Here is a 23,132-nt window from a genome sequence, read left to right as displayed (position 1 = left end):
GGTGCGAGCCCGGTTACTTGATCATGTAGATCGTGGCGAACAGGCCGATCCAGACGACATCGACGAAGTGCCAGTAGTAGGACACGACGATGGCCGCGGTGGCCTGTTCATGGGTGAATCTCGAGGCCGCGTACGTCCTGCCCAGTACGAGCAGGAAGGCGATGAGACCGCCTGTCACGTGCAGACCGTGGAAGCCGGTCGTCAGGTAGAACACCGAACCGTACGGGTCGGAGGACAGGGAGAGACCCGCCTCCTTGACCAGCTCGGTGTACTCGAGGACCTGGCCTCCGATGAAGATCGAACCCATCACGAACGTGATGATGAACCAGGTGCGGAGCTTCTTCACATCGCCCCGCTCGGCGGCGAAGACGCCGAGCTGGCAGGTGAGTGAGGAAAGCACCAGGATCGTGGTGTTCGTCGCCGAGAACGGGAAGTTCAGATGGTGAGCCATCTCCTTCCAGTGCTCGGGTCCCATCACCGATCGCAGGGTGAAGTACATCGCGAAGAGGGCCGCGAAGAACATCAGCTCGGAACTCAACCAGATGATGGTTCCGACGCTGGTGAGGTTCGGCCGATTGACCGACGGGTGCGCGTGCCCGGTTTCTACTGTCGTTGCTGTCGCCACGACCGACATTATGTCGGTCGCTTATCCCGCCCTCACTCCGGGGGGTGCCGTTCGGTGTGTCAGAGGGATGTGTCCTCACCGAACGGCCCATCGAATCGTCGTCCTTACCGGTGCTGACGGGCACTCGGCCGGAGTACGATCCGCCCATCGGTTCATGCCCCGAGAGCCCCGAAGACACAGACGTCACGGAGGAACAATGCAGCCGACCGCCACGGTCCTGGTCTACAGCGACGACGCCAACACCCGTGAGCAGGTGAGGCTGGCATCCGGGCGCAGGCCTGCGGCGGACGTCCCACCGGTGGAGTTCCTGGAGTGCGCCACCCTGCCCGCCGTCCTGAGCGCACTGGACAAGGGCGGCATCGACGCCTGCGTGCTGGACGGCGAGACGGCCCCCGCGGGCGGCATGGGCGTCTGCCGGCAGATCAAGGACGAGATCTTCGACTGCCCGCCCGTGCTGCTGCTGATCGGGCGCCCGCAGGACGCCTGGCTGGCCACGTGGAGCCGTGCGGACGCCGCCGTGACGCATCCGGTCGACCCGGTCGACTTCGCGGACGCTCTGGCCTCCCTGCTGCGCCAGAGGCTGTCCGTGGGAGCCTGAGGCGCGGCGGGAGTCACTCTCCTCGCGGTGTCCTTCCGGGGCGCGGCGCACTCCCGGATCAGACCCGGGGGCGCAGCCGCGCCGTCCGGACATCGGTGGCGCCGGTGTCGGGCGTGCCGCCGCCGTGGATGGCGCTGCCCTCCTGCCAGGCGTCCCAGGCCAGGTTCCAGTCGCCGAAGCCGTTGTCGAACGGCGTCATCGTCTCGCCGTCGCTTCCGACGACCTTGACGATGTCGCCCTCGCGTACGGTTTCGAAGAACCACTGCGCGTCGGCGGTGCTCATCCCCGTACAGCCGTGGCTGACGTTGGCGTTGCCCTGTGAACCCGTCGACCAGGGTGCCGCGTGGACGTACTCACCGCTCCAGGTGACGCGTGTCGCCCAGTAGACCGGCAGGTCGTAGGACTCCGAGGAGCCGGCGGCGATGCCGATGCTCTCGCCGCGCATGCGTACGAACTGCTCCTTGGCCAGCACGACCTTGACGCCGTTGCGGGTGTCGAAGCCGGGCTTGCCCGTGGTGACCGGCAGGGTGTTGATCACTTCGCCGTTGCGCAGGACGGTCATGGTGTGCTCGGAGGCGTCGGTGATCGCTTCTATGCGGTCGCCGGTCGTGAGCTTCAGGGCCTTCGTGGCGGCCCCGTGGAGGGCGTTGGTGACCCTGATGCCCTTGAGGTTGCTGCGGACGTCGATGCTGGCGTTCGCGGGCCAGTACTCCTTGGGCCGGTAGTGCAGGGTCTTGGCGTCGACCCAGTACCAGGAGCCCGTGACGGCGGGGGTGGAGCGGACCTGGAGGCCGTGTTCCACGGTGGCGCGCGCGGCCCTGCCGTTGACCGGAGCGCTGAGTTCCGCTGTGAGGGGCTGCCCGACGCCGTAGGTGCCCGCCTGCGGGCCGAAGGCGACCTTCAGGAACTTCTTGGCCGAGTTCGTGCCGAAGGCGTACGTGCGGCTGCCGGGGGCTCCGTCGCCGTTCTCGGTGGAGACCTTGACGGTGTATCGGGTGCCGGCCGCGAGCGAGGTGGTGGAGTGCCACCGCTTGCCGTCGGCGTCGAGCTCGCCCGCCAGGTGGCGGCCCTCGGTGTCGACGGCCGTCACGTCCGTGATCTTCGCGTCGTCGTCCTTGACGGTGAATTCGAGGGGCTTGTCGGGGTCTGCCTTCTCGTCCTTGGACGGGCCGTTGAAAGAGACCAGATCGGCGGCGTCGTGCGACCTCAGCGACAACGGATCGCCATCTGGCTCGCCACAGGCGGTCGCACCCGCTACCAGGGTCACGACCAGCAGAGTGCAGCTCACTACGGTGCGGATGCGCGGCGTGTGGTTCATGAACCCACGCTAAGAAGATTCATCCGATCCAGCGCGTTCAGTGACTGCAAACGGGGGCCCGGCCCGCTCGTTGCTGAGCGGGCCGGGCCCCCGTACGGGTGCAACGCGTCCTGTGAGGGCGTGTCCTACTGGGTGCGGTTCTCGCCCCTGTAGTACTCGAAGACCCAGCCGAAGAGGCCGACCAGGAGCAGCGGGGCCGAGAAGTAGGCCAGCCACCAGCCGAAGACGACGGCCATGAAGAGGAAGGCGCCACCGATGGCCAGCGAGAGCGGCTGCCAGCTGTGCGGCGAGAAGAAGCCCACCTCACCGGCTTCGTCCGCGACGTCGGCCTCCTTGTTGTCCTGGGCCATCGCGTCGACCCTGTTGGCCGTGAAGGCCAGGTAGAAGCCGATCATGATGGTCAGGCCGAAGGCCAGGACCAGCGCGGTGGTACCGACCGGCTCCTTGGACCAGACGCCGTACGTGACGGCCATGGCCAGCATGAAGACGCTCAGCCAGATGAAGAGCTTGCCCTGGATCTTCACTTGCCGTCCTCCTTGCCGCCGACGAGGACCTTCTCACCCTCGGACAGGTGATCCAGCTGCTCGAGCGCCGTGATCTCCGGGTGGTGCAGGTCGAACGCCGGGGATTCGGAACGGATCCGCGGCAGGCTGAGGAAGTTGTGACGCGGGGGCGGGCAGGAGGTCGCCCATTCGAGTGAACGGCCGTAGCCCCAGGGGTCGTCGACCTCGATCTTCTTGCCGTACTTGGCGGTCTTCCAGACGTTGTACATGAACGGAAGCATCGACAGTCCGAGCACGAACGAGGAGATCGTCGAGATCGTGTTCAGGGCGGTGAAGCCGTCGGCGGCGAGGTAGTCCGCGTAACGACGCGGCATGCCCTCGGCACCGAGCCAGTGCTGCACCAGGAACGTGCCGTGGAAGCCGACGAACAGCGTCCAGAAGGTCACCTTCCCGAGCCGCTCGTCCAGCATCTTGCCGGTGAACTTCGGCCACCAGAAGTGGAATCCGGCGAACATCGCGAAGACCACGGTGCCGAAGACGACGTAGTGGAAGTGCGCGACCACGAAGTACGAGTCGGAGATGTGGAAGTCCAGCGGGGGCGAGGCCAGGATCACGCCGGTCAGACCACCGAAGGCGAAGGTGATCAGGAAGCCGACGGACCAGAGCATCGGTGTCTCGAAGGACAACGATCCCTTCCACATCGTGCCGATCCAGTTGAAGAACTTCACACCGGTCGGCACCGCGATGAGGAACGTCATGAAGGAGAAGAACGGCAACAGCACGCCGCCCGTCACATACATGTGGTGCGCCCACACCGTCACCGAAAGGCCGGCGATGGCGATCGTCGCGCTGATCAGACCGATATAGCCGAACATCGGCTTGCGGCTGAACACCGGAATGATCTCGGAAATGATTCCGAAGAACGGCAGCGCGATGATGTACACCTCTGGATGGCCGAAGAACCAGAAGAGGTGTTGCCAGAGCAGTGCGCCACCGTTGGCCGCATCGAAGATATGTGCGCCGAATTTCCGGTCGACCTCCAGCGCGAAGAGCGCGGCGGCGAGGACCGGGAAGGCCAGCAGGACCAGGACACCGGTCAGCAGGACGTTCCAGGTGAAGATCGGCATGCGGAACATCGTCATGCCGGGGGCGCGCATGCAGATGATCGTGGTGATGAAGTTGACCGAGCCGAGGATCGTGCCGAAGCCGGAGAAGGCCAGACCCATGATCCACATGTCGGCGCCGACACCCGGCGAGCGGACCGCGTCCGACAGCGGGGAGTAGGCGAACCAGCCGAAGTCGGCCGCACCCTGCGGGGTGAGGAAGCCGGCCACGGCGATCAGCGAACCGAAGAGGTACAGCCAGTACGCGAACATGTTCAGCCGCGGGAACGCCACGTCGGGCGCGCCGATCTGCAGCGGCATGATCCAGTTCGCGAACCCTGCGAACAGCGGCGTCGCGAACATCAGCAGCATGATCGTGCCGTGCATCGTGAACGCCTGGTTGAACTGCTCGTTCGACATGATCTGCGTACCCGGACGGGCCAGCTCGGCGCGCATGAAGAGCGCCAGGAGGCCACCGATGCAGAAGAACGCGAACGATGTGACCAGGTACATCGTGCCGATCGTCTTGTGGTCAGTGGTGGTCAGCCACTTGACGACGACACTCCCCGGCTGCTTGCGCCGCACCGGCAGCTCGTCCTCGAACGAGTCGTCTGCTGCCGCGGCACCCTGGGATTCATTGAGGATGCTCACAGTTTGTTCGTCTCCGCATTCCTGGCCGGGTCCGTCTGCTCGATGCCTGCCGGCACGTAGCCCGTCTGACCCTTCTCCGCCAGCTCCTTGAGGTGCTGCTGGTAACGCTCCGGAGAGACGATCTTGACGTTGAAGAGCATCCGGGAGTGGTCGACGCCGCAGAGCTCGGCGCACTTACCCATGTACGTGCCCTCCTTCTTCGGCGTGACCTCGAAGGAGTTGGTGTGGCCCGGAATGACGTCCTGCTTCATGAGGAACGGCACCACCCAGAAGGAGTGGATGACGTCACGTGAAGTCAGGATGAAGCGGACCTTCTCGCCCTTCGGCAGCCACAGGGTCGGACCCGGGTTGCCGTTCTGCGGGTTACGCGTACCGGGGATGCCCACGTCGTAGACGCCGTTGGCGTTCGCGGGGAAGTCCTCACGGAACTTGTTGGGGATGGCGTCGAGCTCCTTGGGGATCTCGCCGCCGGCGGAGGGCTGGCCCTCCACGTTCTCGATGTAGTTGAAGCCCCAGCTCCACTGGTAGCCGACCACGTTGATGGTGTGGGCCGGCTTCGGGCTGAGCTCGAGGAGCTTCGACTCATCGCGCGCGGTGAAGTAGAAGAACACCGAGACGATGATGAGGGGAACCACTGTGTACAACGCCTCGATGGGCATGTTGTACCTGGTCTGCTGCGGTACCTCCACCTTGGTCCTGCTTCGCCGGTGGAAGATGACGCTCCACAGGATCAACCCCCAGACAAGGACGCCCGTGGCGAGCGCTGCCGCCCACGAGCCCTGCCAGAGGGAGAGGATCCGAGGGGCCTCTTCCGTTACCGGGGTGGGCATACCGAGGCGGGGGAAATCCTCCCAGTTGTATGAACAACCGGAGGCCGTCGCCAGGACCAGGCCCGCAGTCAGCACCTGCGGCAGCTTCCGCCGCATCGGGCGCCGCGACGAGCGGTCGGAGCCGTTGGGACTCACGTAGCGCCTTCCCGAGAGTCTCGCCCGCACGGTCGGCGCGCCCGTCTCACTTGGTCGGTCGCCGGCCCTGTCGCGGGCAGGGGTTTGGATGTTTATGCGGACCAAACCCTACTGGACGCTATTTGGGGCCGCGCGGGGAGGGTACCCAACGCGCCGCACGACACCCCGAAGGGATGGAATGCGAGCCTCCGGGCGTCATCTGACGCCCCCTCTCCCCGCCACGACGGCGGCCGGTCGCCTGGTCACGCCCCGTGCGGGCTAGCGTGACGGCGTGCCCTACTTCGACGCGGCCTCCTCCGCACCCCTGCATCCCGTCGCCCGCCAGGCGCTGCTCGCCTCACTGGACGAGGGATGGGCCGATCCCGCCCGCCTCTACCGCGAGGGGCGGCGGGCGGCGCTGCTGCTGGACGCGGCCAGGGAGGCCGCTGCGGAGGCGGTCGGCTGCCGTCCGGACGAACTCGTCTTCACCTCGTCCGGCACCCGGGCGGTGCACTCGGGGGTGGCCGGAGCGCTTTCCGGGCGTCGGCGGGTCGGCCGCCATCTGGTCCTCTCCGCCGTCGAGCACTCCTCGGTGCTCCATTCGGCCGCCGCCCTCGCGGCGGAGGGCGGATCGTCCACCGAGGTGCCGGTGGACAGGACCGGGTCGGTGGACCCCTCGGAGTACGGACGGGCCCTTCGCGCGGACACCGCGCTGGCCTGCCTGCAGTCCGCCAACCACGAGGTGGGGACCGAGCAGCCGGTGGCGGAGACCGCCGAGATCTGCGCCGAGGCGGGCGTGCCGCTGCTGGTGGACGCCGCGCAGTCGCTGGGCTGGGCACCGGTGCCCGGCCGCTGGTCGCTGCTGGCCGCGAGCGCGCACAAGTGGGGCGGGCCGGCCGGTGTCGGGCTGCTGGCCGTGCGCAAGGGTGTCCGTTTCGCGCCCCAGGGGGCCGCCGACGAGCGGGAGTCGGGCCGGGCCGCCGGCTTCGAGAACATCCCGGCGATCGTGGCCGCGGCGGCCTCGCTGCGGGCGGTACGCGCGGAGGCGGAGGCGGAGGGCGCCCGGCTGCGCGCCCTGGTGGAACGGATCCGGGCGGCCGTGGGGGCCCTGGTGCCCGACGTGGAGGTGGTCGGCGATCCGGTGCGGCGGCTGCCGCACCTGGTCACCTTCTCCTGTCTCTATGTCGACGGTGAGACGGTGCTCCACGAGCTGGACCGGGCCGGATTCTCCGTTTCGTCCGGATCGTCCTGCACGAGCAGCACCCTGACACCGAGCCATGTCCTCAGGGCGATGGGGGTGCTCACGGAGGGAAACATCCGGGTGTCGCTCCCGGCCGGCACGACGGAGGAGGAGGTCGGCGGCTTCCTCGACGTACTGCCGGGCGTGGTGGCCGGAGTGCGGGAGAAGCTGGGCGCACCCGCCTCGGCACCGCCCTCCCCCGCCCGGCATGCCTCACTCGTGGTCGACGCGCTGGGCAGGCGCTGCCCGATCCCGGTGATCGAACTCGCAAAGGTGATCGGAGAGGTACCGGTGGGCGGCACGGTGACGGTGCTCTCGGACGACGAGGCAGCCCGCCTCGACATTCCGGCCTGGTGCGCGATGCGCGAACAGGAGTACGTGGGCGAGGAGCCGGCGGACCGTGGCTCCGCCTATGTGGTCCGCCGGCTCCTGTGACTTGTTACGCCCGCGTCAGGAGAGGTGCTTGCGGACCTCGGAGGCGGCCTCGTCTCCGTACGCCTTGGTGAAGCGGTCCATGAAGTGGGTGCGGCGCAGGGTGTACTCCTGGGTGCCGACCGTCTCGATGACCAGGGTCGCCAGCATGCATCCGACCTGGGCGGCGCGCTCCAGGCCGACCCCCCAGGTGAGCCCCGAGAGGAAACCGGCGCGGAACGCGTCGCCGACGCCGGTCGGGTCGACCTTGCGCTCCTCCTCGGCGCAGCCGACCTCGACGGGGTCCTGGCCGGCCCGCTCGATGCGGACGCCCCGGGCGCCGAGGGTGGTGACGCGGTGGCCGACCCTGGAGAGGATCTCCTCGTCGCTCCAGCCGGTCTTGGACTCGATGAGCCCCTTCTCGTACTCGTTGGAGAAGAGGTACGTCGCGCCGTCGAGGAGGATCCGGATCTCCTCGCCGTCCATCCGGGCGATCTGCTGCGAGAAGTCCGCGGCGAAGGGAATGCCCCGCGAACGGCACTCCTCGGTGTGGCGGAGCATCGCCTCCGGGTCGTCCGCCCCGATCGAGACGAGGTCGAGACCGCCCACGCGGTCGGCGACGCTCTTGAGCTCGATCAGCCGGGCCTCGCTCATCGCGCCCGTGTAGAAGGACCCGATCTGGTTGTGGTCGGCGTCCGTCGTGCAGACGAAGCGCGCCGTGTGCAGGACCTCGGAGATCCGGATCGATCCCGTGTCCACGCCGTGCCGGTCGAGCCAGGCGCGGTAGTCGTCGAAGTCCGCCCCGGCGGCACCGACCAGGATCGGCTGCGTACCGAGCACGCCCATGCCGAAGGCGATGTTGGCGCCGACTCCCCCCCGTCGCACGTCGAGGTTGTCGACCAGGAAGGAGAGCGAGACCGTGTGCAGCTGATCGGCGACCAGTTGGTCGGCGAATCGGCCGGGGAAGGTCATGAGGTGGTCTGTGGCGATGGAGCCGGTGACTGCAATGCGCACGGGGAGGCTGCTCCTGCGAAAGGCGAAGGGAGCGCGTGAGCGCCCCTCCGGGACGGCGTGACAGTTCACGCTACCCGGTGACGCCCATGTGCCCGAGGGGGCAAAACTACCCGATAGTAGGTCTTTCTACCTGGGTGCTCCTCTGCGTACGGTGCGGATATGTCGAACAACATCGTTGTCCGTGAGTCCGAGATGAGTCTGGCCGAGCTGCGCGGCGACTGCGCGCGGATGGCACCGCACTGGGTCGTGCCCGCCAGGACCGTCACGAAGCCGGTGGAACACTCCCGTATCCACGGGGTCACGGTGCCGCCGTCCTCGGCCCGTCTCGTCGACGCCATGTCCGACTACGGGGACTGACTGCGGGCTCTCCCGGCCGCCTCCCCCGGCACGCGGTGGAACCGCACGCTCCCCCGGCCCGTCCCAGCGGTGTCCCCGCCCCGGGGACGGATGATGCGCCAGTGACGGCCAGACAGCCGAAGGAGCGATCCGGTGAGCACCGAGCGACCCGAGAATGACGTGACCGGCCCCGGGCGGCGGCGTTCGCCGCTCGCGGTGGCCTCGGTGGCAGCAGCCGTGCTGCTGACCGGTGGCGGAGCGGCGTACTGGGCGTCCGCCGCATCGGGGGACGGCGGTACGGACGCGGGCCGGGCGGCCTCAGGGGACAGCTCCCCTCCACTTCTCGCGCTGGACCACTCGGACAGCCCCTCGTCTCGGCCTCCGGGGATCGCACCCGGTGAACCCGACCCGCACGGCGGTGGGACCGTCTACCGCGCACCGGGCGCGCTGCCCGACGGGCCCGACAGCGCCGCCGTCCACCGCGCGACCGGCACTGTCACCGCGGCCGAGGTGGCACGGCTGGCCAAGGCACTCGGCGTGCAGGGGACACCGCGCACCGAGGGCACGGCCTGGAAGGTGGGCAGTGACGGGGACGGCTCCGGGCCGGTTCTCCGGGTGATCAAGCAGGCTCCGGGCACCTGGACCTTCGCCCGGTACGGCTCCGGCGGCCCGGACGCGTGCGAGTCAGCCCGTACCTGCGCCAAGAAGGACCGGGCACCCGCGTCCGGTTCACCCGTCGGTGAGAAGGCCGCCAAGGCCGCGGCGGTGCCGGTGCTGAAGGCCGTGGGTCAGGACGGCGCGGCGCTCGACGCGGATCAGCTGATGGGTTCCGTACGGGTGGTGAACGCCGACCCGGTGGTGGGCGGGCTGCCGACGTACGGCTGGTCGACCGGTATCCAGGTGGGCGCCGGGGGCGAGATCGTCGGCGGCAGCGGACAGCTGAAGGGCCTGGAGAAGGGCGACGCGTACCCCGTGGTCGGCGCCGACGAGGCGCTGAAGCAGCTGAACGCGGACAACAGGCGGGACGCGAGGTCCGGCATCGGCGGCTGCGCGACCCCGGAGCCGCTGGAGGGCGACCCGGCTTCACCGGACGCCGACTGCGCCACGCGGGGCGGAACGCCTCCGGCGGACACGGTGACGGTCGAGAAGGCCGAGTTCGGGCTCGCGGCGCAGTACGCGGACGGCGAGCAGATCCTCGTACCGTCCTGGCTGTTCTCCGTACGTCCCGGAGGCGGCCCCGAAAGCACGGTCGTGCAGGTCGCGGTGGACCCGGATCACCTGGCGCCGGAGAGCACCCGGCCCTCCCCCGCGCCCACGAAGGACCCGGGCTCCACGGACAGCGGTGCGGGCATCACCTCGTACAGCGCGGACGGCCGGACCCTTGAGGTGAACTTCTGGGGCAGCGTGTGCAGCACGTACGACGCCGGTGCCACGGAGGACGGCGCCACCGTGCGCGTCACGGTCGCCGAGTCGAAGCCGGAGCCCGGGAAGGCCTGCATCATGATCGCCAAGATGCTGACGCGGACGGTGACGCTCGACGAGCCGCTGGACGGCCGGAAGGTGGTCGACGCGGGGTCGGGCGAGACCGTGCCGCGCGGCTGAGGGGTCCTTGCGCGAAAGGCGACGGCGGCGGCGCTCCCTGGCCGGGAGCGCCGCCGCCGTCGGTACGTCTCGGGCTCAGCTGAAGGAGTCACCGCAGGCGCAGGAGCCCGTGGCGTTCGGGTTGTCGATCGTGAAGCCCTGCTTCTCGATGGTGTCCACGAAGTCCACGGAGGCACCGCCCAGGTACGGGGCGCTCATCCGGTCGGTGACGACCTTGACGCCGCCGAAGTCCTTCACGACGTCGCCGTCGAGCGAGCGCTCGTCGAAGAAGAGCTGGTAGCGCAGGCCCGAGCAGCCGCCGGGCTGCACGGCGACGCGCAGGGCGAGGTCGTCCCGGCCCTCCTGCTCCAGCAGGGCCCTGACCTTCTCTGCGGCGGCGTCGGACAGGAGGATGCCGTCGCTCACGGTGGTGGTCTCGTCCGATACGGACATCTGCTTCTCTCCCGGGTTGTACGGACTGCTTGCCGACGGTCCAACCATCGGGGCCGCGGATTCATTCCGGGCCAGGCGCTTGTCTGTTCCCTTCATGCTCGCACACCGTCCGCGCGAGGGGATGCGTCACATCGACGCTATCGGCATCGTCAAGCTGACACGAAGCGGTTATGATAGATAACGTCAATTAGACGAAAAGGCGTTTCGCAGAAAAGAAAGGGTGCGTGTCGTGACCACCGCCCAGCCCCTGGATGTCCAGCCGACGCCCCTCGCCCTCCTGCTGCTCGGCCGCGAGGCCGACCCGCGGAGCGAGCGCGGGGTCGAATGCCCGGGCGACCTCCCCTCCCCGTCCGACCCGGACCTGGTGGAGCGGGCCCGTGCCGCCAAGGAGAAGCTCGGGGACAAGGTCTTCGTCCTCGGCCACCACTACCAGCGCGACGAGGTCATCCAGTTCGCGGACGTCACCGGCGACTCCTTCAAGCTCGCCCGGGACGCGGCGGCGCGGCCGGAGGCGGAGTACATCGTCTTCTGCGGCGTGCACTTCATGGCCGAGTCCGCCGACATCCTGACCGGTGACGACCAGAAGGTCGTCCTGCCGGACCTGGCCGCCGGCTGCTCGATGGCCGACATGGCCACCGCGGAGCAGGTCGCCGAATGCTGGGACGTACTGACGGAGGCGGGTGTCGCCGACCAGGTCGTGCCGGTCTCGTACATGAACTCCTCCGCCGACATCAAGGCCTTCACCGGCCGGCACGGCGGCACGATCTGCACGTCCTCGAACGCGAAGCGCGCGCTGGAGTGGGCCTTCGAGCAGGGCGAGAAGATCCTCTTCCTGCCGGACCAGCACCTGGGCCGGAACACGGCCGTGCGGGACATGGGCCTGACCCTGGAGGACTGCGTCCTCTACAACCCGCACAAGCCGAACGGCGGCCTCACGGCCGAGGAGCTGCGCGACGCGAAGATGATCCTGTGGCGCGGCCACTGCTCGGTCCACGGGCGCTTCTCGGTGGAGTCCGTCAACGACGTCCGTGAGCGGATCCCGGGCGTGAACGTGCTGGTGCACCCCGAGTGCAAGCACGAGGTCGTTGCCGCGGCCGATCACGTGGGCTCGACGGAGTACATCATCAAGGCCCTGGAGGCGGCGCCGTCCGGTTCCAAGTGGGCCATCGGCACGGAACTGAACCTGGTGCGCCGGCTGGCGAACCGTTTCGCCGCGGAGGACAAGGAGATCGTCTTCCTCGACAAGACGGTGTGCTTCTGCTCGACGATGAACCGGATCGACCTGCCGCACCTGGTGTGGACGCTGGAGTCCCTCGCCGAGGGCAACCTGGTCAACCGCATCCAGGTGGACGCGGAGACCGAGAAGTTCGCGAAGCTGGCGCTGGAGCGGATGCTGGCGCTGCCGTAGCCGGTCCGCCCCGGACCGGAGGGGTTCGGGCCCGAGGGGAAGGCCCCCGATGCCGCTGTGCGGCGTCGGGGGCCTTCCTGTGGGAACTGCGGGCAGCCGTCAGGCCTTCGCGGGCTCAGGCTCCCCGGAGACGGCTTCCTCCGTCGTCTCCGGGTCGCTCGCGCCGGACTTCGCCTCGCGCTTGGCCGCCTTCTTCTTCGCGCGGCGCTCCTTGCGGAGCTCGACCATCGCGTAGAGCGTCGGCACCAGGAGCAGGGTCAGCAGCGTGGAGGTGATCAGACCGCCGATCACCACGACCGCCAGCGGCTGGGAGATGAAGCCGCCTTCACCCGTGACGCCGAGCGCCATCGGGAGCAGTGCGAAGATCGTCGCCAGTGCCGTCATCAGGATCGGGCGCAGACGGTGGCGGCCGCCCTCGACCACTGCCTCTACGACGCCCATGCCCTGGGACCTGTACTGGTTGATCAGGTCGATCAGCACGATCGCGTTGGTCACCACGATGCCGATCAGCATCAGCATGCCGATCATCGCCGGGACGCCCATCGGGGTGCCCGTGGCCACCAGGAGGCCGATGGCGCCCGTCGCCGCGAAGGGGATGGAGACCAGCAGGATCAGCGGCTGGATGAGCGACCGGAAGGTGGCCACCAGCAGCATGAAGACGATCGCGATGGCCGCCAGCATGGCCAGGCCCAGCTTCATGAAGGCGTCGTTCTGGTCCTCGGAGACACCGCCGATGCTCGCGGTGGCGCCGTCCGGGAGGTCCAGGGCGTTGATCTTCTTCTGCAGCTCGGTGGTGACCGCGCCCGTGTTGTCGCCGGTCGGCTTGGCGGTGATCGTCGCCGCCCGCTGGCCGTCGATCCTGGTCATCGAGACCGGGCCGGGGACCAGTTCCACGTCGGCGATGTCACCGAGCTCGACCGGGCCGAGCGGGAGAGCCTTCAGCTCGGCCATCGTGGTGGCCGGGGCGGCGGACCTGACCAGGACGTCACGCTCGGCGTCGTCCATGATCGCCGTGCCGGCCGGGGTGCCGCGCACCGCGCCGGCGACCGCCGCGCCGAGGGTGGCCTCGTTGAATCCGGCGTCGGCCGCCCTGTCGTTGGCCTTGACCGAGATGCGCGGCACGCTCTGCGCCAGGTCGCTCTGGACATCGGTGACGTCCTTGAGCCCGGCGACCTCGCCGCGCACCGCCTCGGACGCCTTCTTCAGTACGTCCGCGTCGGCCGCCTTGACCACGACGCTGAGGTCCTGGCTGCTGAAGCCGTCACCCGAGGCGATCGTGGTGTCGCCGATGCCGTCGAGCTTGCCCAGGGCCTCGTCGATCCGGTCCTGGGTGGCGTCGAAGCCCGCCGAGTCCTTGAGGGTGACCTGGTAGGAGGCCTGGTTGGCGCCCGTACCTCCGCCGAAGGCCGCCATGAAGCCGGAGGAGCCGACGGTGACCTGGTAGTCCTCGACGCCGTCGTCGGCGGCGAGGACCTTCTCGACCTTCCGCGCGGCCGCGTCCGCCGCGTCCAGGCTGGTGCCGGGAGCGAGCTCCTGCTTGATGGAGAGGACTTCCTGCTCACCCTGGTCGAAGAAGTTCGTCTTGAGCAGGGGCGCCATGCCGAGGGTGCCGAACAGGACCACGAAGGCGATGACGATGCTGGTGATACGGCGCCGGGTCGCGAAGCGCAGCACCGGGACGTAGATCCGCTGGAGCCGGCTGGCGGCTTCCTTCTCCTCGGCCTTGCGGCGTGCCTCGTCCGGATCGGTGTCGGTGCCCTTGGGCGCCCGCAGGAACCAGTACGAGAGGACCGGGATCACCGTCAGCGAGACCAGCAGGGATGCCAGCAGGGCCGCCGTGACCGTGAGCGAGAACGAGCCGAAGAGCTGGCCGACCATCCCGCCGACCAGACCGATGGGCAGGAAGACCGCGACGGTGGTGAGCGTGGACGAGGTGACCGCGCCGGCCACCTCCTTGACCGCGGTGATGATCGCCGACCGGCGCTCCTCGCCGTAGCCGAGGTGCCGCTTGATGTTCTCCAGGACCACGATGGAGTCGTCGACGACGCGGCCGATCGCGATGGTCAGCGCGCCGAGGGTCAGCATGTTCAGCGACAGGTCACGGGTCCAGAGCACGATCAGCGCGAGGACCACGGAAAGCGGGATGGAGACCGCGGTGACCAGCGTCGAGCGGATCGACGCGAGGAAGACCAGGATCACGACGACCGCGAAGAGCAGGCCGAGCGCGCCCTCGGTGGTCAGGCCGGAGATCGCCTTCGAGACGGCGGGCCCCTGGTCGGAGACGACGGTCAGCTCGGCGCCGGCGCCGAGGTCCTCGCGCAGGTCCGGCAGCTTGTCCTGGACGGCGTCCGAGATGGCGACGGCGCTGCCGTCCTTGTCCATCGTCGCCATGACGGCCAGGCTCGGCTTGCCGTTCGTACGGGTGATGGAGACCGCGGTGGCGGGCTCCTGCTCCACGGTGGCGACGTCACCGACGCGGACCGGCTTTCCGGCCTTGCCGGTCGCCGGGTCCGCCGCGGAGACCTTCAGGTCCTCGATCTGCTGGAGCGAGGTGAAGGGGCCGCCCACCTGGACGGTACGGCTCTTGCCGGACTCGGAGAAGGAGCCTGCCGGGACGGTGGCGCCGCCGGCCTGGAGGGCCTGGGACAGCGAGCCGGCGTTCAGGCCGGCCGCGGCGAGCTTCCTGTCGTCGGGGACGACCGAGACCTGGAGGTCCTGGACGCCCTCGACCGAGACCTGGCCGACGCCCTCGATGTCCTCGATCGCCGGGACGACCGTACGGTCCAGCTGGTCGGCGAGCGCCTGCTGGTCCTTGTCGGAGGTGACGGCGAGGACGACGGCCGGGATGTCGTCCGTCGAACCCGCGACGACCTGCGGGTCCACGTCCTCGGGCAGCTGGGCGCGGGCGCGGTTCACGGCCTGCTGGATGTCGGCGACGAGCTGCTTCGTCCCTTCGTCGCCGAAGTCGAAGGTCGCCATGACGACGGCGTTGCCCTCGCCGGCGGTCGAGGTGATGCCCTCGACCCCGTCGACGGCCTTGATGGCGTTCTCGAGCGGCTCGACGACCTGCTTCTCGACCACGTCGGGGGACGCGCCCTGGTAGGGGGCCAGCACCGACACCATCGGAAGTTCGATGGTGGGCAGCAGCTGCTGCTTGAGCTGCGGGATCGCGATCGCTCCGAACACGAGCGCGACGATCGAGATCAGCCCGATCAGGGCCCGTTGCGCGAGGCTGAACCTGGACAGCCAGGACATGGGTGCGTCTCTCTTCTGTGGCGTACGCGGCAGGTGGGCGGCTGTTCGGTGCTCACATCGGTGAGCACAGGGGACACAGCCCGCCCACCTATACGATCGCCTGGTCCCCGGGCGAAATCGTCGGCCCCCGGGTTGCTTTCCCGGTCCGCGCATACCGCAGCTGGAGTAGCCGGGTCTACACCCCTCACTCCACCCGGGGGCGGACCAGTCCCGATTCGTAGGCAATGACGACCAATTGCGCCCGGTCCCGCGCACCCAGTTTCGCCATGGCCCGGTTCACATGGGTCTTCACGGTGAGCGGGCTGACGACGAGCCGGTCGGCGATCTGGTCGTTGGAGAGCCCGCCCGCCACGTGGACGAGCACCTCGCGCTCGCGCCCGGTGAGTGCGGCGAGGCGCTCGGCGTACGCCGAGCCGTCCGGACCGTCGGCGGCGCTGCCGCCCTGGGCGAGGAAGCTGGCGATGAGGCCCTTGGTCGCGACCGGGGAGAGCAGCGCCTCACCGGCCGCCGCGACGCGGATGGCGTTGAGCAGTTCGTCCGGTTCCGCGCCCTTGCCCAGGAAACCCGAGGCGCCCGCGCGCAGGGACTGCACCACGTACTCGTCCACCTCGAAGGTGGTGAGCATGACGATCCGTACACCCGCCAGGTCCGGGTCCGCGCTGATCATCCGGGTGGCGGTGAGCCCGTCGGTGCCCGGCATCCGGATGTCCATCAGCACGACGTCGGCACGGGTCGAGCGTGCCAGCGCCACGGCCTGGGCCCCGTCGGCGGCCTCGCCGACGACCTGCATGTCGGGCTCGGAGTCGACCAGCACCCGGAACGCGCTGCGCAGCAGCGCCTGGTCGTCGGCGAGCAGCACCCTGATCGGCGTCATGCGCGTCCCCCCGTCGTCTCCGCCGCGCCCGGCCTCTCCGGCGCGCGTGTGCGGGACGTGACGGGCAGGATCGCATGGACCCTGAACCCGCCTCCGTAACGGGGCCCCGCCGTAAGGGTGCCTCCGAGGGCCGTGACGCGCTCGCGCATGCCGATCAGGCCGTGCCTGCCGCCGTCCGCCGGAGCGGGGGCGGGATCCGCGCCGCCGCCGTCGTCGAGCACGGTGACCTCCGCGGTACCCCCGACCCGTACGACACTCACCTCGGCCTTCGCCTCGGGCCCCGCGTGTTTGCGCACGTTGGTCAAGGCCTCCTGGATGATCCGGTAGGCCGCGAGGTCGACCGCCGCGGGAAGCGGGCTGTCCGGGTCGGTGCAGGCCACCTCGACGGGGAGCCCCGCGTTGCGGAAGGTGTCGATGAGAGCGTCGAGGACGGCGAGCCCCGGCGCGGGTTCCGTGGGCGCCTCCGGATCGCCGGACTGACGGAGCAGTCCGACCGTGGCCCGGAGTTCGTTGAGCGCGGAGCGGCTGGCCTCCCGTACGTGTGCGAGCGCCTCCTTCGCCTGGTCGGGGCGCTTGTCCATGACGTGGGCGGCGACCCCGGCCTGGACGTTGACCAGGGCGATGTGGTGGGCGACGACGTCGTGGAGGTCCCGGGCGATACGCAGGCGCTCCTCGGCGACCCTGCGGCCCGCCTCCTCCTCGCGGGTGCGCTCGGCGCGCTCGGCCCGTTCCCTGATCGCGTCGATGAACGCGCGCCTGCTGCGCACCGCGTCCCCGGCCGCGCACGCCAGACCGGTCCAGGCGAGCACGCCGACGTTCTCCTGGCTGTACCAGGGCGTTCCGCCGACCACCATCGCGGCCACGGTCAGCACCACCGTGGTCAGCAGGCCGACCCGCCAGGTGGTGGGGCGGTCGGTACGGGACGCGACGGTGAACAGCGCGACGACCGCGCTCATCACCACGGGGGCGGGCGGGTCCATCAGGGCGAACTCGACGGCGGACAGCTGCCCCGTCACGGCGAGTACCACCACGGGCCTGCGCCGGCGCAGGACGAGCGCCCCGGCCGCGAGCACCATCAGGAGCACGCTCGACAGCTCGGGTGTCCGGGCTCCGAGGACCGGACCGTGGCCCGGGACCGGCTCGGCGAAGGACGCGCAGAGCATGGTGACGAGCACGGCGAGTGCGAGGCCACCGTCGAAGGCGAGGGGATGGCCGCGCAGCCAGCGGCGGGGGCGCACGAGCCCGGTTCCGAGGGTGGTCACGTCGGGCAACGGTACGGCGTCTCTCCGAGGGGCCGGTCCGTACGGTGTCCTGACGGCATCACGGCACGGTGTGCACGGCACGACGCCCCGCACCGGCAGGGCCGGGGCGGGGCGTCGTGGGGAGTGCGGAGCGGGCGGGGCATCCGGGTCAGCCCGGAATGAGTCCGCCGTCGTGGAGCATGGAGCGCACCTCTTCGAGGGTGGCGTCAGGTGCCGGCAGGATCAGTTCGGACGGCTCCAGGGAGTCGTCGGGAAGCGGCGAACCGAGCTCACGCACCTTGTCCAGAAGTGCGTGGAGCGTGGTGCGGAAGCCGGGTCCGTCACCGCTCTCCATCTCCGCGAGGAGTATGTCGTCGAGCTTGTCCAGCTCGGCGACATGACTGTCGGCCAGTACGACCTGGCCCTCCCCCATGATCCGTACGATCATGACGCCGTCCTTACTGCTTGTCGAACTTGTGCGGGGACTGCTGCGACTGCGGTGCCGCGTCCTGCGCACCGCCCTCGATGGCCTGCTGCTGCCCGGCGGAGCCGCCGGCCAGCTCGGCCTTCATGCGCTGCAGCTCCAGCTCCACATCCGTACCACCGGAGATCCGGTCCAGCTCGGCGGCGATGTCGTCCTTCGCCGTGCCCGACGGGTCGTCGAGGGCCCCGGAGGCCAGCAGTTCGTCGATGGCTCCCGCACGCGCCTGGAGCTGCTGGGTCTTGTCCTCGGCCCGCTGGATGGCCAGGCCGACGTCGCCCATCTCCTCGGAGATGCCGGAGAAGGCCTCGCCGATCCGCGTCTGTGCCTGGGCCGCGGTGTAGGTGGCCTTGATGGTCTCCTTCTTCGTGCGGAAGGCGTCGACCTTGGCCTGCAGACGCTGGGCCGCGAGAGTGAGCTTCTCCTCCTCGCCCTGCAGCGTCTGGTGCTGCGTCTCCAGGTCCGTGACCTGCTGCTGGAGGGCGGCGCGCCGCGAGAGCGCCTCGCGGGCCAGGTCCTCGCGGCCGAGCGCGAGAGCCTTGCGGCCCTGGTCCTCCAGCTTGGACGACTGCCCCTGCAGCTGGTTCAGCTGCAGCTCCAGCCGCTTGCGCGAGGTCGCCACGTCGGCGACGCCGCGGCGTACCTTCTGGAGCAGCTCGAGCTGCTTCTGGTACGAGTAATCGAGGGTCTCGCGCGGATCCTCGGCCCGGTCAAGGGCCTTGTTTGCCTTCGCGCGGAAGATCATCCCCATACGCTTCATGACACCGCTCATGGGCTTCGCGCGCCCCCTTCTGACGAACTGAGCTCCAGCACTCCAACAGAACCCACAGTACGGGCCCTGTCTCCATTACCGCACTGTTCGAGCACCGATGTGCTCCTCCGCAAGGACGACTGACGCCGGTAACGCTCCCGCCCAGGGAGTAGACGAACATCAGGGAAAGCGGCGGCGACGTCCGTTCTGCCCCTGTCGGGACACTTTTCTGGACGCGGGCCGTTGCCGGATCGTTCCCGGCCGGTCGCCGGCAGCTCCGGCCGACCCCGTACCCTTGGGTTTTGTGTTCCGTAGCCGTTCCAAGGAAGAGAAGGCCCCCACCGGCAAGGTGACGGCGGACCTCTCCAAGACGCCCCGCGACCCCCAGGCTCCGAAGGGTCGCCCCACCCCCAAGCGCAGCGATGCCCAGACGCAGCGCCGACGTGCCTCGAGCGGCACGCCGACCGATCGCAAGGAGGCCGCGAAGCGTCAGCGTGAAGCGCGCCGCGCCGACATGGCCAGGCAGCGGGAGGCGCTCGCATCGGGCGACGAGCGCTACCTGCCGGTGCGCGACAAGGGCCCTGTGCGGCGCTATGTCCGTGACTTCGTGGACTCGCGCTTCTGCATCGCGGAGTACTTCCTTCCGCTCGCAGTGATCATCCTGATCCTCAGTGTGATCCAGGTCCAGAACATCCAGAACATCTCGCTGCTGCTCTGGCTCGGCGTGATCGTGCTGATCGTCGTCGACTCCATCGGCCTCGGTTTCCGCCTCAGGAAGCAGCTGGCCGAGCGCTTCCCCGACACCCCGAAGCGCGGCGCGGTGGCCTACGGCCTGATGCGTACGCTCCAGATGCGCCGGCTGCGTCTGCCCAAGCCGCAGGTCAAGCGGGGAGAGCGGCCCTGACCACGGAGATCTCCGGCTTCACGGGGGTGTCCCCCCAGTGGCTGAGCGGGCTCGGCGGACTGCGCAACACGGTCCGCCAGGAGCTCGTCGCCCGGCAGCTCGACGAGCAGATAGCCGCGCGCTTCCCCGTGGGGCAGCGGCTGCGGGTGCTCGACGTCGGCATGGGCCAGGGCACCCAGGCGCTGCGCCTGGCCCGGGCCGGGCACTCCGTGACGGGTCTCGAGTCCGACGGCGAGATGCTGCGCTTCGCACGTGAGTCGCTGGCGGCCGAGCCCGAGGGCATCCGGGAGCGGGTGCGGCTCATCGAGGGCGACGGCCGTGACACCGGGGTCCACTTCCTGCCCGGCAGCTTCGACGTGGTGCTCTGCCACGGCGTGCTGATGTACGTCCCCGAGCCGGATCCACTGCTCGCCGGCCTGGCCAGGGTGCTGGCACCCGGCGGACTCCTCTCCCTGCTCGTGCGGAACGCGGACGCCCTGGCGATGCGACCGGGGACGGCCGGCGACTTCGGCGCGGCTCTCGCCGCGTTCGACACGGACACGTACACGAACAGGCTCGGCCTCGACGTCCGGGCTGACCGGCTCACGGCGCTGCGCGCCACCCTCGCCGGGATCGCCGCCCCGCTGCACGCCTGGTACGGCGTGCGGGTCTTCACGGACAACGTGAGCAACGAGGCCGAGCTGCCCGGCCCCGACGAGCTGGCACGGGTGTTCGACGCCGAGGACCGCGCCGGGCGGACCGACCCCTACCGCGGGGTGGCGGCGCTGCTGCACCTGTGCGGCGTACGCGGCTGACGCGGCCCGGACCGTACGCCCGACCGGTTCGGGACGTGCCCGGGCCGTACGCCTGATCGGCCCACCAGCGCAGGCCGCCGACGGTGGGCCCTGGCGATACTCCCGGCATGGACGCAACCCCTCCCCGCAGGCGGGCGCACCGCTCGCTCACCCCCCTGGCCGCCGGCGTCTGCGCGATCGCGCTGGCGGGCGGCTGCACCGGTCCGGGCCCGGCCCCGTCCGCCGCCCCGGCCCGGCAGACGGTGGTGTCACGGGCCCCGGGCGATCTGGAGGACCAGTACCGGACCGTCATCAGGAACGTGCTGCCCTCCGTCGTGCAGATCGCCGCCGGGGACGGGATCGGCTCGGGCGTCGTCTACGACGACAAGGGCCACATCGTCACGAACGCCCATGTGGTGGGCGGCGAGAAGACCTTCGACGTCACCGTCGCCACGGGCGAGAAGGTGCTCAAGGCGTCCCTGGTCTCCTCCTATCCGGAGCAGGACCTGGCCGTCATCAGGCTCGACGACGTCCCCGAGGGGCTGCGGGCCGCTGAGTTCGGGGACACCGACGAGGTCGAGGTGGGCCAGATCGTCCTGGCGATGGGCTCACCGCTCGGCCTGTCCAGCAGCGTCACCCAGGGCATCGTCTCGGCTGTGGGGCGCACCGTCAGCGAGAGCACCTCGGGCGGTGGCACCGGAGCGACGCTCGCCGACATGGTGCAGACCTCGGCGGCGGTCAACCCGGGCAACAGCGGAGGCGCCCTGGTCAACCTCGACAGCGAGGTGATCGGCATCCCGACCCTCGCGGCGACGGACCCGCAGCCGGGCGACAGCGCGGCCCCCGGCATCGGGTTCGCCATCCCCGTCTCCATGGTGAGGACGGTCGCCGGCCAGATCATCGAGTCCGGCAGGGTCACCGACTCGGGCAGGGCGGCGCTGAACATCACGGGCCGCACCGTCGTGGACGACGACTACAAGCCTGCCGGTGTCGCGATCGTCAGTGTCCAGAAGGGCGGAGCGGCCCAGAAGGCAGGTCTGCGCGCCGGAGACATCATCACCCGGATCGGCGATACCCGGGTCACGACGATCACGTCGCTCTCGGAGGCCCTGGCGGGCGACGAGCCGGGCCAGGAGGTCTCGGTGACGTACAGGCGCCGGGGCGCGGAGAAGACCGCCGAGGTCACCCTGGGCGAGGTCTGAGAACCGGTCGGGGCGCACGCCACCGGGCGGCAGGGAGCCCGCCCGGGCGCCTGGCCCGGGCGGGGCTGCGGGCCTCAGTCGGCCTGGAGGCCCATCGGGCCGTAGATCTTCGTCGCGTCCTCGAAGAGGGTCACCTGGTCCGTGCCGCCTTCGAGGAGCTCCTTCCAGAACTCACCGATCCAGGACTCCGCGTCGCCCTGAGTCGTGAACTCCTCCGGCTGCAGCGCCGGCTCCGTCTCCGTACCGTCGGACTTCTCGAACCGCCACGTCCACGCCATGTCCGCCTCCTGGGTCACGTTGCTCCCCGAAGACTAGTGGGTGTCCCGGGCGCGCAGGTGACGGATGGACACGGGAGGATCAGAGCGTGGAACTGACACTGCTCGGCACCGGAGCCCCCGACGGGCTGCCGCGGCCCGACTGCCCCTGCGCCGTCTGCGCGTCCTCCCGCGGCACCGGGGCGCGCGCCGCCACCGCGCTGCTCGTGGACGACGCGCTGCTGCTGGACCTCACCCCGGGCGCCGTGTTCGCCGCCGCCCGTGCGGGCCGCTCGCTCGCCGCCGTGCGGCAGGTGCTGCTGACCCACCCCCATGACGGGCCGGCGGTGGAGCTGCCGGCGTCCCTGCCGCCCGCGGGGCGTATTCCGGACGGTCAGGAGCTGACGCTGATCAGCGGGCACCGGGTGAGGGCCCTGGCGATGGACGCGCCGGGCACCGGGTACGAGGTGACGTCGCCGGAGGCCGAGCGCCTGCTCTATCTGCCGCCCGGGGCCTCCCCCGCCGGGCTTGCGGCCCCGGTGGCGGAGCCGTACGACATGGTCGTGTGCGACGTGATCGCGCGGCCGGACTCCGTGGCCAGGCTGCGGGCCGTCGGGGCCGTCGGGCCCGGCACCGAGGTGATCGCCGTCCATCTGGACCATGACGCGCCGCCCGGAGCCGAGCTGGACCGCCGGCTCGCGGCGGGCGGGGCGCGAGCGGTGCCGGACGGGACGACGCTGCCGGTGGGCGCCTACCACCCGGTGCCCGAGGTGCCCCTGCGCACGCTGGTCACGGGCGGGGCCCGTTCGGGGAAGTCGGTGGAGGCCGAACAGCGTCTGGAGACCTTCCCCGAGGTGGTGTACGTCGCGACGGGCGGTTGCCGCGACGGGGACTCGGAGTGGGAGGCGCGGATCGGGCTGCACCGGGAGCGCAGGCCCGCCGCCTGGCGTACCGAGGAGACCTGCGAACTGGCGGGTCTGCTGGAGCAGGACGGTCCGCCGCTGCTGATCGACTGCCTGTCGCTGTGGCTGACGGACGCGATGGACCGGGTGGAGGCCTGGGACGACGCCCGGTGGGCGGACGGCGGTGAGGAGAAGCTCCGCGAACGGGTCGCCGAGCTGGTCCGCGCGGTGCGCGGGACGCGTCGTACGGTCGTGGCCGTGACCAACGAGACCGGCTCGGGTGTGGTCCCGGCCACGACCGTACGACGCG

General features: G+C 70.0%; 22 protein-coding genes. 9 read left to right on the top strand and 13 right to left on the bottom strand.

Going from position 1 to position 23,132, the window contains the following annotated elements:
- Nucleotides 1-13: 13 nt before the first annotated feature.
- Nucleotides 14-634, bottom strand: a complete 621-nt coding sequence (gene ctaE / locus BFF76_RS16200; protein ID WP_031093683.1) for an aa3-type cytochrome oxidase subunit III — start codon at nucleotides 632-634, stop codon at nucleotides 14-16.
- Nucleotides 635-821: 187 nt separating this feature from the next.
- On the opposite strand from ctaE, the gene BFF76_RS16195 reads away from it, so the two are divergent.
- Nucleotides 822-1,223, top strand: coding sequence for a response regulator transcription factor (locus BFF76_RS16195; protein ID WP_031093685.1), 402 nt, complete (start codon nucleotides 822-824; stop codon nucleotides 1,221-1,223).
- Between the two features lie 58 nt (nucleotides 1,224-1,281).
- On the opposite strand, the gene BFF76_RS16190 is transcribed toward BFF76_RS16195, so the two are convergent.
- The 4 genes from BFF76_RS16190 to ctaC all read right to left on the bottom strand — a co-directional run bounded on the left by BFF76_RS16190 (nucleotide 1,282) and on the right by ctaC (nucleotide 5,763).
- Entirely contained in the window at nucleotides 1,282-2,541 is a 1,260-nt protein-coding gene (locus BFF76_RS16190) for a L,D-transpeptidase (protein WP_065848474.1), read from the bottom strand.
- Nucleotides 2,542-2,666: 125 nt separating this feature from the next.
- Complete coding sequence (locus tag BFF76_RS16185; protein WP_031093689.1) at nucleotides 2,667-3,065, bottom strand: cytochrome c oxidase subunit 4; 399 nt, start codon at nucleotides 3,063-3,065, stop codon at nucleotides 2,667-2,669.
- Nucleotides 3,062-4,798, bottom strand: coding sequence for an aa3-type cytochrome oxidase subunit I (gene ctaD, locus BFF76_RS16180; RefSeq protein WP_065848473.1), 1,737 nt, complete (start codon nucleotides 4,796-4,798; stop codon nucleotides 3,062-3,064). The genes BFF76_RS16185 and ctaD overlap by 4 nt, the downstream gene beginning before the upstream one ends.
- Nucleotides 4,795-5,763, bottom strand: a complete 969-nt coding sequence (ctaC, locus tag BFF76_RS16175) for an aa3-type cytochrome oxidase subunit II (protein WP_031093695.1) — start codon at nucleotides 5,761-5,763, stop codon at nucleotides 4,795-4,797. The genes ctaD and ctaC overlap by 4 nt, the downstream gene beginning before the upstream one ends.
- A 271-nt stretch (nucleotides 5,764-6,034) precedes the next feature.
- Here ctaC and BFF76_RS16170 point away from each other — a divergent pair, with 271 nt between their 5' ends.
- Nucleotides 6,035-7,417: a cysteine desulfurase/sulfurtransferase TusA family protein gene (locus BFF76_RS16170; protein WP_053928415.1), complete on the top strand. Its 1,383-nt coding sequence runs from the start codon at nucleotides 6,035-6,037 to the stop codon at nucleotides 7,415-7,417.
- A 15-nt stretch (nucleotides 7,418-7,432) separates the two neighbouring features.
- Here BFF76_RS16170 and BFF76_RS16165 read toward each other — a convergent pair whose 3' ends face one another.
- Nucleotides 7,433-8,407, bottom strand: a complete 975-nt coding sequence (locus BFF76_RS16165; RefSeq protein WP_031093702.1) for a carbohydrate kinase family protein — start codon at nucleotides 8,405-8,407, stop codon at nucleotides 7,433-7,435.
- 159 nt (nucleotides 8,408-8,566) lie between these two features.
- Here BFF76_RS16165 and BFF76_RS16160 point away from each other — a divergent pair, with 159 nt between their 5' ends.
- Nucleotides 8,567-8,764, top strand: coding sequence for a hypothetical protein (locus BFF76_RS16160; RefSeq protein ID WP_031093704.1), 198 nt, complete (start codon nucleotides 8,567-8,569; stop codon nucleotides 8,762-8,764).
- Between the two features lie 132 nt (nucleotides 8,765-8,896).
- Nucleotides 8,897-10,345, top strand: a complete 1,449-nt coding sequence (locus tag BFF76_RS16155) for a hypothetical protein (protein ID WP_065848472.1) — start codon at nucleotides 8,897-8,899, stop codon at nucleotides 10,343-10,345.
- A gap of 75 nt (nucleotides 10,346-10,420) precedes the next feature.
- On the opposite strand, the gene BFF76_RS16150 is transcribed toward BFF76_RS16155, so the two are convergent.
- Nucleotides 10,421-10,777 carry a HesB/IscA family protein gene (locus tag BFF76_RS16150; RefSeq protein WP_031093707.1) on the bottom strand — a complete coding sequence of 119 codons (357 nt, stop codon included), beginning with the start codon at nucleotides 10,775-10,777 and terminating at the stop codon, nucleotides 10,421-10,423.
- A gap of 220 nt (nucleotides 10,778-10,997) precedes the next feature.
- Between BFF76_RS16150 and nadA the strand changes: the two genes are divergently transcribed.
- Nucleotides 10,998-12,185, top strand: coding sequence for a quinolinate synthase NadA (gene nadA, locus BFF76_RS16145; protein ID WP_053928417.1), 1,188 nt, complete (start codon nucleotides 10,998-11,000; stop codon nucleotides 12,183-12,185).
- A gap of 99 nt (nucleotides 12,186-12,284) precedes the next feature.
- Here the strand turns inward: nadA and BFF76_RS16140 are convergent, their stop codons facing one another.
- The 5 genes from BFF76_RS16140 to BFF76_RS16120 form a co-directional block, all read right to left on the bottom strand.
- Complete coding sequence (locus BFF76_RS16140; RefSeq protein ID WP_065848471.1) at nucleotides 12,285-15,440, bottom strand: efflux RND transporter permease subunit; 3,156 nt, start codon at nucleotides 15,438-15,440, stop codon at nucleotides 12,285-12,287.
- A 184-nt stretch (nucleotides 15,441-15,624) separates the two neighbouring features.
- Entirely contained in the window at nucleotides 15,625-16,314 is a 690-nt protein-coding gene (locus tag BFF76_RS16135; protein ID WP_031093715.1) for a response regulator, read from the bottom strand.
- Complete coding sequence (locus BFF76_RS16130) at nucleotides 16,311-17,576, bottom strand: sensor histidine kinase (RefSeq protein WP_065848477.1); 1,266 nt, start codon at nucleotides 17,574-17,576, stop codon at nucleotides 16,311-16,313. The genes BFF76_RS16135 and BFF76_RS16130 overlap by 4 nt, the downstream gene beginning before the upstream one ends.
- Before the next feature lie 148 nt (nucleotides 17,577-17,724).
- Nucleotides 17,725-18,003, bottom strand: a complete 279-nt coding sequence (gene pspAA, locus BFF76_RS16125; protein WP_031093720.1) for a PspA-associated protein PspAA — start codon at nucleotides 18,001-18,003, stop codon at nucleotides 17,725-17,727.
- A 10-nt stretch (nucleotides 18,004-18,013) separates the two neighbouring features.
- Nucleotides 18,014-18,796, bottom strand: coding sequence for a PspA/IM30 family protein (locus BFF76_RS16120; RefSeq protein ID WP_031093722.1), 783 nt, complete (start codon nucleotides 18,794-18,796; stop codon nucleotides 18,014-18,016).
- A 295-nt stretch (nucleotides 18,797-19,091) separates the two neighbouring features.
- Between BFF76_RS16120 and BFF76_RS16115 the strand changes: the two genes are divergently transcribed.
- The 3 genes from BFF76_RS16115 (at nucleotide 19,092) to BFF76_RS16105 (ending at nucleotide 21,666) form a co-directional block, all read left to right on the top strand.
- A complete protein-coding gene (locus BFF76_RS16115) occupies nucleotides 19,092-19,691 on the top strand; it encodes a DUF3043 domain-containing protein (protein ID WP_031093724.1) in 600 nt (199 codons plus the stop codon).
- A gap of 59 nt (nucleotides 19,692-19,750) precedes the next feature.
- Nucleotides 19,751-20,485, top strand: coding sequence for a class I SAM-dependent methyltransferase (locus BFF76_RS16110; RefSeq protein WP_107418440.1), 735 nt, complete (start codon nucleotides 19,751-19,753; stop codon nucleotides 20,483-20,485).
- Nucleotides 20,486-20,592: 107 nt separating this feature from the next.
- A complete protein-coding gene (locus BFF76_RS16105) occupies nucleotides 20,593-21,666 on the top strand; it encodes a S1C family serine protease (RefSeq protein WP_065848470.1) in 1,074 nt (357 codons plus the stop codon).
- A 74-nt stretch (nucleotides 21,667-21,740) separates the two neighbouring features.
- Here BFF76_RS16105 and BFF76_RS16100 read toward each other — a convergent pair whose 3' ends face one another.
- Complete coding sequence (locus BFF76_RS16100) at nucleotides 21,741-21,944, bottom strand: hypothetical protein (protein ID WP_031093731.1); 204 nt, start codon at nucleotides 21,942-21,944, stop codon at nucleotides 21,741-21,743.
- A gap of 86 nt (nucleotides 21,945-22,030) precedes the next feature.
- On the opposite strand from BFF76_RS16100, the gene BFF76_RS16095 reads away from it, so the two are divergent.
- Nucleotides 22,031-23,132 (top strand): bifunctional adenosylcobinamide kinase/adenosylcobinamide-phosphate guanylyltransferase (locus tag BFF76_RS16095; protein WP_065848469.1); only part of this gene is annotated, 1,102 nt, incomplete at its 3' end.

The organism is Streptomyces mutomycini (assembly GCF_001700505.1).
Classification (GTDB): domain Bacteria; phylum Actinomycetota; class Actinomycetes; order Streptomycetales; family Streptomycetaceae; genus Streptomyces; species Streptomyces mutomycini.
This window is presented reverse-complemented; position numbering and strand designations above follow the sequence as displayed.

Bases quoted from the DNA above. Each gene is read 5' to 3' on its own strand.
- ctaE (WP_031093683.1), bottom strand. From the start codon at position 634: ATGTCGGTCGTGGCGACAGCAACGACAGTAGAAACCGGGCACGCGCAC.
- BFF76_RS16195 (WP_031093685.1), top strand. From the start codon at position 822: ATGCAGCCGACCGCCACGGTCCTGGTCTACAGCGACGACGCCAACACC.
- BFF76_RS16190 (WP_065848474.1), bottom strand. From the start codon at position 2,541: ATGAACCACACGCCGCGCATCCGCACCGTAGTGAGCTGCACTCTGCTG.
- BFF76_RS16160 (WP_031093704.1), top strand. From the start codon at position 8,567: ATGTCGAACAACATCGTTGTCCGTGAGTCCGAGATGAGTCTGGCCGAG.
- BFF76_RS16150 (WP_031093707.1), bottom strand. From the start codon at position 10,777: ATGTCCGTATCGGACGAGACCACCACCGTGAGCGACGGCATCCTCCTG.
- BFF76_RS16140 (WP_065848471.1), bottom strand. From the start codon at position 15,440: ATGTCCTGGCTGTCCAGGTTCAGCCTCGCGCAACGGGCCCTGATCGGG.
- BFF76_RS16135 (WP_031093715.1), bottom strand. From the start codon at position 16,314: ATGACGCCGATCAGGGTGCTGCTCGCCGACGACCAGGCGCTGCTGCGC.
- pspAA (WP_031093720.1), bottom strand. From the start codon at position 18,003: ATGATCGTACGGATCATGGGGGAGGGCCAGGTCGTACTGGCCGACAGT.
- BFF76_RS16120 (WP_031093722.1), bottom strand. From the start codon at position 18,796: ATGAAGCGTATGGGGATGATCTTCCGCGCGAAGGCAAACAAGGCCCTT.
- BFF76_RS16105 (WP_065848470.1), top strand. From the start codon at position 20,593: ATGGACGCAACCCCTCCCCGCAGGCGGGCGCACCGCTCGCTCACCCCC.
- BFF76_RS16100 (WP_031093731.1), bottom strand. From the start codon at position 21,944: ATGGCGTGGACGTGGCGGTTCGAGAAGTCCGACGGTACGGAGACGGAG.